General features: G+C 36.8%; 11 protein-coding genes. 6 read left to right on the top strand and 5 right to left on the bottom strand.

Annotated elements, in window-relative coordinates; genetic code table 11:
* Positions 1-245: 245 nt before the first annotated feature.
* Entirely contained in the window at positions 246-1,178 is a 933-nt protein-coding gene (locus G0028_RS10965) for an IS5-like element IS17 family transposase (RefSeq protein ID WP_174894013.1), read from the top strand.
* Positions 1,179-1,518: 340 nt separating this feature from the next.
* On the opposite strand, the gene G0028_RS10960 is transcribed toward G0028_RS10965, so the two are convergent.
* The 3 genes from G0028_RS10960 to G0028_RS10950 are packed head-to-tail and all read right to left on the bottom strand — an operon-like array spanning position 1,519 to position 3,482.
* A complete protein-coding gene (locus tag G0028_RS10960; protein WP_130073308.1) occupies positions 1,519-2,127 on the bottom strand; it encodes an OB-fold-containig protein in 609 nt (202 codons plus the stop codon).
* Between the two features lie 19 nt (positions 2,128-2,146).
* The gene (locus tag G0028_RS10955) at positions 2,147-2,458 is read right to left on the bottom strand and encodes a Rieske (2Fe-2S) protein (RefSeq protein ID WP_130073348.1); all 312 of its coding nucleotides are present in this window, start codon (positions 2,456-2,458) and stop codon (positions 2,147-2,149) included.
* Positions 2,459-2,477: 19 nt separating this feature from the next.
* Positions 2,478-3,482, bottom strand: a complete 1,005-nt coding sequence (locus tag G0028_RS10950) for an adenosine kinase (RefSeq protein ID WP_180046118.1) — start codon at positions 3,480-3,482, stop codon at positions 2,478-2,480.
* 488 nt (positions 3,483-3,970) lie between these two features.
* On the opposite strand from G0028_RS10950, the gene G0028_RS10945 reads away from it, so the two are divergent.
* The 3 genes from G0028_RS10945 (at position 3,971) to G0028_RS10935 (ending at position 9,178) form a co-directional block, all read left to right on the top strand.
* On the top strand, positions 3,971-4,735 hold the full coding sequence (locus tag G0028_RS10945) for a hypothetical protein (protein WP_180046120.1): 765 nt from the start codon (positions 3,971-3,973) through the stop codon (positions 4,733-4,735).
* A gap of 331 nt (positions 4,736-5,066) precedes the next feature.
* On the top strand, positions 5,067-8,006 hold the full coding sequence (locus G0028_RS10940) for an insulinase family protein (RefSeq protein WP_174492485.1): 2,940 nt from the start codon (positions 5,067-5,069) through the stop codon (positions 8,004-8,006).
* A gap of 20 nt (positions 8,007-8,026) precedes the next feature.
* Positions 8,027-9,178 carry a phospholipase A gene (locus G0028_RS10935; protein WP_180046122.1) on the top strand — a complete coding sequence of 384 codons (1,152 nt, stop codon included), beginning with the start codon at positions 8,027-8,029 and terminating at the stop codon, positions 9,176-9,178.
* Between the two features lie 70 nt (positions 9,179-9,248).
* Here G0028_RS10935 and G0028_RS10930 read toward each other — a convergent pair whose 3' ends face one another.
* Together G0028_RS10930 and G0028_RS10925 are read right to left on the bottom strand one after the other, a co-directional pair.
* On the bottom strand, positions 9,249-10,601 hold the full coding sequence (locus tag G0028_RS10930) for a TrkH family potassium uptake protein (protein ID WP_180046124.1): 1,353 nt from the start codon (positions 10,599-10,601) through the stop codon (positions 9,249-9,251).
* An 8-nt stretch (positions 10,602-10,609) separates the two neighbouring features.
* Positions 10,610-11,263, bottom strand: a complete 654-nt coding sequence (locus G0028_RS10925) for a potassium channel family protein (RefSeq protein ID WP_130073314.1) — start codon at positions 11,261-11,263, stop codon at positions 10,610-10,612.
* Positions 11,264-11,583: 320 nt separating this feature from the next.
* On the opposite strand from G0028_RS10925, the gene G0028_RS10920 reads away from it, so the two are divergent.
* Together G0028_RS10920 and G0028_RS10915 are read left to right on the top strand one after the other, a co-directional pair.
* The gene (locus G0028_RS10920; protein WP_130073315.1) at positions 11,584-12,123 is read left to right on the top strand and encodes a hypothetical protein; all 540 of its coding nucleotides are present in this window, start codon (positions 11,584-11,586) and stop codon (positions 12,121-12,123) included.
* 104 nt (positions 12,124-12,227) lie between these two features.
* Positions 12,228-12,728, top strand: a complete 501-nt coding sequence (locus tag G0028_RS10915; protein WP_180046126.1) for a hypothetical protein — start codon at positions 12,228-12,230, stop codon at positions 12,726-12,728.
* Positions 12,729-12,775: the final 47 nt, after the last annotated feature.

The following is a 12,775-nucleotide window of genomic DNA, read 5'->3' as shown; positions in this document are numbered from 1 at the left end:
ATTAAACAAAACACAACAGAAAATAAATAGATAAAATAATTAAAATAAAAATATATTATTATTTTCAATATAAACAATGGTTTGTATTTTAATTAATTAAAAAATAAACTAAAAAATAAAGTTGATTAAAATACTTAGAATTAAAAAATAAAGTAGACTAAAATAGTCTAAATTCATATTTTAAATCAAACGGCTTTGTTGCACAAACCTATCTGTAAAGGCTTTTTCAGCGATATAATTTTCAAATGAAGAAGCCTACACACAAAATCTACCGTACAACCAATTGGCCCGCATATAACCGAGCACTCATGAGTCGCGGAAATATTGCCATTTGGTTTGATCCTGCTACGCAATGGTATGCTCCATCAAAAGGCAAACAAGGGCGAAATCAAACCTACTCCGACGCAGCTATCCAATGCTGCTTAATGATTAAATCCTTATTCCGTCTATCTTTACGTATGGTCACTGGCTTTGTGCAAAGTCTGATTAAACTTTGTGGATTAAATTGGACCGCACCAGATTACAGTACGCTTTGTAGAAGACAAAAGCATATTGATATTGCAATCAGCTACCAAAAAAGTAGCGATGGGCTGCATCTACTCATAGACTCTACAGGCATGAAGTTTCTAGGTGAGGGCGAATGGAAACGCAAGAAACATGGACCTGAATATCGTCGCCAATGGCGTAAACTTCATATTGGTATAGATGCTAAAACCCTTCAAATACGCGCTATTCAACTCACTACAAATAATGTGAGTGATTCACAAGTGCTTGGTGATTTACTCGATCAAATTCCACAAGATGAGCAGATTGACTCTGTTTATACCGATGGAGCTTATGACACCAAGCAATGCCGTCAGGTCATTGCAGATCGGCAAGCGCATGCAGTGATTCCACCTAGAAAAAATGCGAAACCATGGAAAGATACAAAGAGTAGCTCGCTAGCGCGAAATGAATTACTTCGAACAGTTAAACGTTTAGGCAGGACACTATGGAAAAAATGGTCAGGCTATCATCGCCGCAGTTTGGTGGAAACCAAGATGCATTGCATCAAATTATTAGGCGATAAATTAATGGCAAGAAGCTTTCCTAGTCAGGTGAATGAGATTCATGCACGTGTAGCAGTCCTCAACAGATTTACGGAATTAGGTCGACCACTTACCCAAGTTACGCCTTAAATTTGGCTCAATTAGGGGCGCTTTGCATTTCAAATCTTTGTGCAACAAAGCCATTTTAAATCAAACTAAAATGGTATGGATTTAAATTTAAGTCGATTAATTTACACTGGGATAATTTGAAAATTAAGTGTAATTAAATAAATAATGATAATTGATCTTATAAAGATTGTTATATTAAATTCATTGATTGTTGGTTTCTAAAAAATTGAGTACAACATCACCAGGATTAAATCCTCTAACGGGTTTGCCAAAGACAAGATTTAAATTTTTCTGGGAAAATTTAAATTTAACTTAAGATTTTTTAGAGCAATGGATACTGAAGCGCTGTGTTGATTGAAAATTATTCTAAGCTAAATAAATCATTAGAGACTGAGATTTTTTTGGCAATGTAATGTGATTTACGAAAACGGATCAAAATAATTTGCGACTGAAACTCTAATTCACCAAATTCAGGTTCAACTTGTACATAGTGCAGTTGACCAAATTCGTCACGGACACGCGCTTGTGCTGAAAAACCAGGGCGAGCATTGCCACTCGATACGGTTGCTAAACGACCTAACAAATTGACGGTTGTTGAACTGAACTTGGGCTTGATCACCTGATCTAAACAGTGAATCATAAACACCGTAAAGAAAATGGCGATGACTGAGGCAGGTAAAATGACATAATACCAAGGGAAAAACTGTTGTTGACTAGCAAAAATACACAGTTGTAAAAAATAGCCTGCAAAGCTGAAATTAATCAATAAAAATACAAAAATCAGAACTTTAGCAAACTTTACCTGTAGTAGTGGGGCACGGGACAGCCAATGTGGCAAAATACGTTTCAGAAAAGTGCTGGGTCTTAAGCCTACATAATAACCAATCGTTTCCGCCATGCTTAGCAAAATTAAAGCGAGTACACTTAAATGAAAAGGCATTAAGTCATATTCTAAAAAAAATGCAAACATGGCGGTCCCTGCGAATCAATTATTCTTCTACGATGTAAATGCCACCGTCAGAATGTACTTTGATATTCACTTTTTCAAGCGTATCGCCCAAACAAGGGCCAGAAATACATTCGCCTGTTTCAACATTAAATAAAGCACCATGTGTTGAACATTCAATGTATTCACCATCACGATCTAAAAACTGATTTTCTAAAAACTCAAGCTCAGTTTGTAGGTGAGGGCAAACATTTTGATAGGCATAGAATGCACCATCACGCTGAGTAATGAAAATCGTATCACCTGTCATGGTGTCAAATGCACGTGCTTCACGTTCTGGAATTTCTTCCATCATGGCAATTTTTTCAGACATTTTATGCACATTCCTTTTTAAAGCTTGCAAGCAAGTTTGCATAATCTGCAACTGCTAAACGAGGACCAAACTGAGAAACCACTTCACTTGAGATTAAAATTGCCAATTGTGCAGCTGTTTGTAAAGATTCACCCGCATTGAGCGCATATAAGAATGAACCTGCGAAAGCATCACCTGCACCGTTCGCATCTACTGCCACCACTTTACGTCCTTGAATATGGAAATGTTGTTCTTGATTAGCAACAAGCGCACCTTTTTCACTGAGTGTAATGACAACGTCATGGCTAAGTAATTTCAATTTTGCCAAGGCTGCTTCAACTGAATCAGTTTCGGTATACATCATGGCTTCTTGTTCATTACAGAAAATGAGGTCGACACCATCATCAATTAATTCGTCTAAGCCTGTACGTGCATATTGCACCATTGCAGGGTCAGATAATGTGAGTGCGATTTTAACACCATTTTCACGCGCAATTTGTCGAGCAATTTTGACTGCTGCACGTGCAGAGTCACTTGTTGATAAATAACCTTCAATATACAGCCATTTTGCTGTTTTTAAGGGTTCAAAATCCATTTGTACATCTGACAATTCAGCTGTAATACCCAAATACGTATGCATGGTGCGTTCAGAGTCTTCGCTCACTAAAACCATACAGGTTCCTGTTATGCCTTCGCTGATAGACTTTTCTGAGGTTTGAATACCTGCTTCATTTAAACCATTTAAATAAATTGCACCGAGTTCATCATTTCCTACACGGCATGCATAAAATGCAGAAGCACCTAAGGCACTAAATGCCACAGTCGTATTGGCAGCAGAACCACCTGAAGCTTGGCCTTTATAAACTTGACTGGCTTTTAAATTATTATAAAGTTGAGTTTGGGTTTCACCATCGGTGAGTTGCATGGTGCCTTTTTGCAAATTTTGTTCAGCTAAAAATGTATCAGATACTGTAAATTCTTGGTCAATGAGTGCATTACCAATTGCAAAAAGATCAACTGTAGCCATGTTATTCATCACATCTAGGGTTTTAAAAAGCTAAAGTTTACACGAATGCTCAGTTTTACCATAGTTTGTTGAAGAAAATTCAGCTCAATCAGCATTGTTCAGATGGTTTATTCATTTGTGAAGTAAGCAGTTAAATCTAAAAACTTAAATTTTACATTTAAACTACAACTCAAAAAATAAATCAAAGTTCACAATTAAAGCCAATGCGTATTTTACCAACACAATGGTTTGAGCATGAAATCATGTAATTAGATGTTGCTGTAAATCGTGATCAAGTGCAAATGATCGATATTTTATGTGTAGAAAATTGACAACAAGCATGATACGGCTCAGGGAGAGGGGTGGGATTGAGGGCGATTTTTAATGGATAAAGTCTTGATGAGTGTATTAGGTTAAAAATAAAAAAATATTTGTACTTTGAAAATCTTAAGCTCAGATTAAGTTGTTCAGCGAATGATGAGACTTTCTTCGATATTTAGCATACTGTCATGGAAAATCTCAAATCCGAACTTATTTCAAAAGTTCCTCAAGTTACTTTGCTGTTTTGGATCACTAAAATATTTGCCACAACATTTGGTGAAACAGCAGGTGATGCTGTGTCGATGTCCATGAATTTGGGCTACTTGGTCAGTACTTTTATTTTTGCATTTATTTTCATTGCTTTTGTATTTTTTCAAGTCAAGGCTAAAACTTATCAGCCATATTTGTATTGGTTTACCATTATTGCCAGTACGACAGTGGGGACGACTTTAGCGGACTTTGTTGACCGTTCGTTGGGCATTGGTTATTTGGGAGGAAGTACATTATTACTAAGTTTGGTGCTAATTTCATTATATAGTTGGTACAAAGTTGAAGGGACAATTTCTCCGCATTCGATTGATCATCCTCGTACAGAATTGTTTTATTGGTTGACCATTACCTTTTCACAGACTTTAGGTACAGCTTTGGGTGATTGGTCATCAGATACAGCAGGATTAGGATATACAGGTGGTATTTTCTTATACGTGGCTTTATTGGCCGTGATCGTGGCTTTATATTTTTGCACCAAAGTCTCTCGAACTTTATTGTTTTGGGCAGCCTTTGTACTTACACGTCCTTTAGGTGCAGTTGTTGGCGATTTCTTAGATAAACCATTAGATCATGGTGGTTTGGATTTAAGTCGTTTCGCTGCATCTACGGTGCTGTTAATTGCGATTTTAGTCTGTATTTTTCTATCAAAAAAACTCAATCAGACTCAAATACAGCAATCCTAATCTGATTTTTAAAAGTACATAATGACGTTTATTTAGCCTAAGTAATTAGGCTTTACGTTTGTGGTTTAAAACATTTATATGAGGTATTTGTATATTCGGTTCAATTTAAAGCCATAAGACTTTGTAAATGTGCTGATCTGACCTGTTAGTTTGCTAAAAGCAGTCATTTTAAAAGTGTGATCAATAACCTGAAAAATAATTACATTTACAATTCCGAGCATAGAACTAGGGATTTTTGTAATGGCATCATCTTTAATAGATGAATTAGATTGAATTCTGAATGTATAATGCCATATTAAATGTAATATTTTTTTAAATTTTAGGAGATCACATGACTGTAGATGTCACTGAAACCTTAGCCCAACCTGTTCATCCTGCGTTTCAGTTGGTACGTCAACACCATGTTGAAGCTTTAGATATTTTAGTTTCAGAATATAAGCATAAAGTGACAGGTGCTGTACATTTTCATCTGGCAACTGAACATGATGAGAATGTATTCTTAGTTGCCTTCCGTACACAGCCAATGGACTCTAAAGGCGAAGCGCATATTTTAGAGCATACTGCATTATGTGGGTCTGAAAAATTCCCTGTACGTGATCCATTTTTCTTGATGATTCGCCGTTCACTGAATACGTTCATGAATGCGTTTACCGCAGCGGATTGGACAGCTTATCCATTTGCAACACAAAATAAAAAGGACTTCCAAAACCTTTTAGAAGTGTATATGGATGCAGCATTTGCAGCGAATTTGAATCCATTAGATTTTGCCCAAGAAGGCATTCGCATTGAGCTGGAAAATGGCGAACCTGTGTATAAAGGCGTGGTTTTTAATGAAATGAAAGGGGCTATGAGTTCTCCTTCAGATCAGCTTTATCACCAATTGGCTCATCATTTATTTCCCAAAACGACTTATCACTACAACTCAGGCGGTGACCCAAAAGATATTCCTGACCTAACTTATGATGAATTGGTAAGTTTCTATAAATCTCACTATCATCCAAGTAATGCGGTCTTTATGACCTTTGGTAATCAAACTGCTTATGATTTACAAGCGCAATTTGAAACTTTAGCCTTATCAAAATTTGAAAAAGGTGAGACTTTATATTCAAAACCTGAACAACGTTTGACTGCACCGATTGCCGTACAAGAGACTTATGCACTTGATGGTGATGATTTAAAAGATAAAACCTATCATGTTTTGTCTTGGTTATTACCTGAGGCAAGCAACATCAAAGTGCGTTTAGGTATGCGTTTAGTTGAAGGAGTTTTGCTAGAAAATTCGGCTTCACCACTACGTCATTATTTAGAAACGTGTGGTTATGCACAGTCTACAGGTCCGTTTATGGGGGTGGATGATTCTAATTTTGAAATGACATTCTACTGTGCGGTACAAGGTTCAAACCCTGAACATGCGGAAGAATTTAAAAATGGTGTGTTGAATATTTTACAACAGGCTGCGTCTAAACCTGCCGATCCTGAGATTGTTGAAGCAATTTTACATCAAATCGAATTGCATCAACGTGAAATCAATGGCGATGGTACACCGTATGGTTTGTCTTTGATTTTAAATGGTTTAGGCAGTGCGATTCACCATAATGACCCCGTGCATGTTTGGGATGTCGATACCGCCATTGCTGAAGTAAAAGAAGAGCTTAAAGACCCAATGTGGTTGTCAAACTTGATTCAAACTTATCTTTTGGACAACCCACATCGTGTACAACTGACTTTAGTGCCTGATGCACATAAATCAGCACAAGAAGCAGCAGATGAAAAGGCACGTTTAGCGAAAATCGGTGCAGCATTAACAGAAGCTGAAAAAGCAGAAATTATTGCACAAACTGAAGCGTTAAAAATCCGTCAAGAAACACCTGATGATTTAAATTTATTGCCAAAAGTCGGGTTAGAAGATATTCCTGCAGACTTGACCATCGTACAAGGTCAATTGCGTGAAATCATTTCAAATCAGGTGGATACACCTTTAAATCTGTACCATGCAGGAACTAATGGTATTTACTATCAACAAGTGTTGATTCAAATTCCTGATCAAATTGTGAAGTCACCATATTTTAATTTACTGTCGATTTTGATGGGTGAAGTGGGTGCAGGCCAATATGATTATCTTGAGTTACAACAACTGCAAACAGCAGTTAGTGGCGGCTTAGGTATGGGGGCATCTTTACGTTCAAAAACTGATGATAAAGGCAAAATTACGGCTTGGTTGACATTAACCACTAAGTCTTTATCCGACAAACTTGATGCAATTGGCTTATTAAAGTTGGCATTTGAGCAATTACGTTTCGATGAAAAAGACCGTATTTTAGAGCTATTGCAGCAACGTAAAACCCGTTGGGCATCTCGTTTGTCAGGTTCAGGTCATAGTTATGCGATGCAAATTGCCTCTCGTAACAGCAGTGCTTTGGCACAGCGTGATTACCAAAATACAGGTTTAGGGGCATTAAATTGGTTAGCTGAACTTGTGACTAAAATCGAAAATGATGCAGCTGAGTTTGATGCTTTAATTGATGAGTTAAAAGCAATTCATCGCGGTTTAATGTTGGCGCCAAAACAATTTTTGTTGGTGTGTGAAGAACATCATTCTGAACGTTTACTTGAAGAAATTCAAAATGTTTGGGATAAATTAGATGTAGATCAGACCCCTGTTTTATTGACAGAAGTTGAGCGTTCATCCAGTGATGCAGATGAAGCTTGGCTGATTCAAGCCAATGTACAATTCTGCGCCTCGGCTTATCAAGCAGTAGAAGTGTCACATCCTGATGCTGCGCCACTCATGATTTTGGCAGCATACTTACGCAATGGTTTCTTGCATAGTGCGATTCGTGAGAAAGGCGGTGCCTATGGTGGTGGAGCAAGCTATGATGGCAATGCCTGTGCATTCCGTTTCTATAGCTATCGTGACCCTCGCTTAGCAGAAACATTTGCCGACTTTGAAGCAAGTTTAAACTGGTTGATGAATGAAGAACAAAAACCACATCAGCTGGAAGAGGCCATTTTAGGTTTAGTTTCAAGTATGGATAAACCAGGTTCACCTGCGGGTGAAGCAATTACGGCTTGTTATGCGTTATTGCATGGACGTACACCTGCATTTAGACGTCAAATGCGTGAACGTTTACTGAAAGTGAGCTTGGAAGATTTAAAACGTGTTGCACAAACTTACTTAATCGGTCAAAAGCCAACAAAAGCAGTGGTTGCACCATTCGCCAAAAAAGAGGCTTTAGAACAGTTAGGTTTTGAAATCAAAAAAGTCAATTAAAACCCTTTTTGGAGAAGACTATGTCGTTCAAAAATTTTGAACGCACACCATTGAATCTGAGCATCTTAATGATGCTCAGTTTTGGTTGGGTGACAGCGACACATGCTGAGGATACAGCATCTGTTAATCCTGCAAGCACACAAGCCTGTGTGGCTTTAGAATCAAATGCAGATCGTTTGGCATGTTATGATGCACTTTTTAAAGTGGGGACATCTGAGCCAGTTCCTATCATTGTTTCGGAACAACGCGCTGCAAAAGAATTAGAAGCACCAAAAGCTGAGCCACAAGGCATCAAAGCTAAAATTGAAGATAAAGTAGAAAATTTATTCTCAGTACATGGGGCAAAGATTGATCCGAATACCTCACTTTTAGATAAGCGTTGGGAACTTTCGCCAGACAGTAAACTCGGAACATGGAACATTCGTGCACACCAACCTGTGTATTTATTACCTGCTTATTGGACAAGTAATAAAAATGAATTTCCACACAGTCCAAATCCACAGAATACCGTGGAAGAAGCACAAGATTTAAAATCAACCGAAGCGAAATTCCAAATCTCGTTAAAAACCAAAGCGGTTGAAAATATAATCGGTGATAATGGTGATTTATGGGTAGGCTATACTCAGTCATCACGTTGGCAAGTTTATAATGAAGACGAGTCGCGTCCATTTCGTGAAACCAATTATGAGCCTGAAGCGAGCTTAATTTTTAGAACCAATTATGAAGTGTTGGGACTCAATGGACGTTTATTGGGACTGACATTAAATCACCAATCTAACGGGCGCTCAGATCCATTGTCGCGTAGTTGGAACCGAGTGATCATGAATCTTGGTTTTGAAAAAGATAACTTTGCTTTGATGATTCGTCCTTGGTATCGTTTAGATGAAGATGCCAAAGATGATAATAATGCTGATATTGAAGACTATGTTGGACGTGGTGATGTCACTGCATTTTATCGCTGGAAAGACAATGAGTTTTCTTTGATGTTGCGTCATTCGCTCAAAGGTGGTGATGATTCACATGGTGCAGCACAGTTTGATTGGGCATTTCCAATTAAAGGCAAATTACGTGGACATTTCCAACTGTTTGATGGTTATGGTGAAAGCTTGATTGATTATAATCATCGTGCAACTTATGTTGGTTTAGGTGTTTCATTGATGAATGCGTATTAAAAGATACAGCATAAAGAAAACCGTTCAAAATTGAGCGGTTTTTTATTGATTAAGAACAAAAGTTGATATTTTAACCCACCTGAATTTCAGCATTAGGATGGCTAACACGGCTTTTATTGGGTGTTGCAATTAAATATGCCAAGGTTAAAGGCCCTAATCGCCCTGCAAACATCAGCAGCATTAATGTAATTAAACTACCTGTATGTAAGTCTTCTGTAATACCACGAGATAAACCGACAGTACATGCCGCAGATACGGCTTCAAATAATAAATCTAAGAACTTTTTATTCGGTTCAAGCAGCAAAAGGGTAAAGAAACCGATCAGAATCAATAAGGAATTGATGGCAATTACGGCAAGTGCTTTAAATGTCGCTTGATGTGAAATGGAATGTCCAAACACCCTAATTTCATCTGAACGCTTTAAGAAAGTCACCACACTTAAAATCATAATAATAAATGTGCCCACCTTAATACCGCCTGCGGTACTTAAAGAGCCTCCACCAATAAACATGAGTACCATGGTCACTAAGGTGGATGCATTACTCATGTTGCCAACTTCGAGACTGTTAAAGCCTGAAGAACGAGGTACAGTTGCGTGGAACCATGCATTTAAGGCTTGATCTCCTATCGACATAGGGGCAAGCGTTAGAGGGTTGGATGCTTCAATTAACCAAATCGTTACAAAAGCAAATAAGTTTAATCCTGCAATGGTGGAGAGCACTAGCTTACTGTTGGCAGAGAGTTTTTTCCATTTTTGAGCACGTCGAATATCCATTAATACGACAAAACCAATCCCACCAATCATATACAACATACTAATGGTGAACGTGACCATATACTGATCAGAGAAACTCATTAAACTATTGGGGAATAAGGAAAATCCACCATTATTAAAGGCGGAAATACTATAAAACAGGGCGTAGAAAAAGGCATGTTCAATATCGTAGTGATTTGACCATGCAATGGTTAAAATAATCGTTCCAATGGCTTCAAAAAACAAAGAATAAATCAGTACGCCTTTGATGGTCGTTGTGGCTTTAGATAGGCTGGTTTGCCCAATGATTTCTTGTGCCATCACTTGTTGTTTAAGACCAACACGTGAGGACAAACTGAGTGCAGCCAAAATAGCAAAGGTCATAAAGCCTAAACCACCACATTGGATCAGCAACATAACCACCACTTTGCCAAAAGTCGTGAAGGACTCACCAATATTGACCACTGACAAACCTGTAATCGTGACGGCTGACGTTGCAGTAAATAAGGCATTAATCCAAGAAAGTTCCCCGTGATGCGCAAAAGGAAGCTTCAGCAACAAAGTACCAATGATAATGAAACTTAAAAAACCTAAGGCTAATAAACTCGGCGGACTGAGATTAATGCGATTATGCTTTTTATTGATCAATTCTTTTTTAGATAAACGCATAATTCATTCTATAAGAAGCGATTAGAAAGTTGTCGTAATTGTTCCACAGGACCTTCAACAATCAAAATATCTTTTTCTTGTAAAATGGTACCTGGTGCAATCTGATAGAGTACATGCGAGCCACGTTGCAATAACAAGGTATGAATTTCATTATTGCTATCATCCATTAATGTTTGGAATTGTGCACCTTGTAAATTGGATGCAATTTCAATTTTGACAATATAACGCTCATTATTAAGTGCCATATAACGGCGTACCATCGGATAACTTAATGACTGTGCAACACGGATTCCCATGTCTTCTTCAGGATGAATAATTTGATCTACACCCAAATGCGATAAAATCATGTGGTGTGCTTTGGATTTGGCTTTGACCAAGATTTGGTGAATGCCTAAATTTTTTAAATGAAGAACACATAAAATACTGGCTTCAATATCATCACCAATGGCAACGACAACAGCATCACAATTTTGAATATTGAGTTCTTCGAGGACATGTTCATCGGTCGCATCAGCAATCACGGCGTGACTGATTTGATCTGCGATATTTTCGACATTCTTTTTTAGGGTATCAATCCCAATCACATCGTGATTTAAGTGGGTCAATTCTAGCGCTACTGTGCCGCCAAAACTCCCTAAACCAATGACTGCAAATAGTGCCATAATGAATTTATCCTTACGCTTATAGATCAATCAATTTGCATGCTTAAAAGTGTTGATCTGGTATTTTCTCGGGCTATTTTATCGTTAAAGCGAGATTGAGCCAATGAATTCAGGATTTAAACTTTAAAAAACAGTAATTTAATTGTTTTTAAATGAAAAAGATGATTAAATTCAATATTATATTTTTATTTCTATTTTTTAAATAGCATTCATGTGGCTACAGAAAAACAACGCTTTGCGGCTTAAAATCGACATCATGTCATCAGAGTTAAATGCATTTGTCATAAAATTCAAGCACGAAAAAGACTAGAGTTTTTGCCATGGATGATAAAAAAATTTATAAAATTCTACAACATTGGTTTCCATTACTTAAAAATGCTGAGATTCCCAAGAAAAAATATCGGAAAAATTTTTCTGATTTTCTACAATGGATCAAAGAGGAAAATTTTGCCACGCTATTGTATATGATGAAAATGCAGCCTGATTGTTTGTTTGAAAATGAAATGGAACAATCTGCTGTTTTACAAGATTTTCAGATCGATTTAACTGTATTAAAAGACAACATTGCAGCCAAAGCAGATCCAATTTTAGCGTATTTTGAACAGCATAAAGCGGTGATTGGGCGCTATTATGATGTAAATGAACAAATTTTAGATATTGTGTTAGAGGAAGTTCTCACGGTCGCAGAACAGATTGATTACCAACTTTTATTGGTGTATGCCGAAGCTTATTATTGGTTATTGGTACCGAATGATGAAGCTAAAATAGAAAAATTTTGTAAGTCATTCAATCAGCAATTTAAAGATCACAATATTCTGATTGAACATTACGAGCGTTATGTCTGTAGCCGTTCAACCTAATATAAACTGTATTAAAATGAGTATTTTACAAAAAATAATGGTATTTAAGAAATAATTTTGTTTAAATCATCTTTCATTTTTATAACAAACTGAAGCTTAAAAATATGACTCAAAATATTTATGAAATTTTTCAAGAGATTTTTCCTGAATTAAAACAGCAAGATTTACCCGATGATCTAACTGAATTTACTACGTTTAGAGATTGGCTCAATCAAGATCATTCGTTTATTCAATATGTTGAAATCAAAGAATATGAGGACAATGGTATTAATGAAAGTACTGTATTTCAACAAAAACAAGTGGATGCAGAAGCTTTAAATCAAGCGATTGAAAATGAGATTGATATCTTTTTTGAGTCATTTGAATATGAAGACGAAGATGATGATGCAGATGATATTGAAGTACAGCAACAAAAAGTTGAAGCAATCTTATTTGATCAAATCAAACTTTTTGCTGAGCAAAAACAATTGTCATTACTGGTTATTTTTCGAGAAAATCCGTATTGGTTGGTGGTGCCAACGCAAGATGAATTGCAACTACAACGGATTGTAGATGTATTTAATCAAAGTTTTAAACGTGATGATCTCACGATGGGAATGTATTAATTTTTATATTCACTATAGCCTTAAAATCTAAAATAAATATTTTGAGA

Source organism: Acinetobacter piscicola (genome assembly GCF_015218165.1).
In the GTDB taxonomy this organism is placed as follows: Bacteria; Pseudomonadota; Gammaproteobacteria; order Pseudomonadales; family Moraxellaceae; genus Acinetobacter; species Acinetobacter piscicola_A.
Note: the sequence above shows the minus strand (reverse complement) of the source record. Positions and strands in the feature narration are given on the sequence as shown.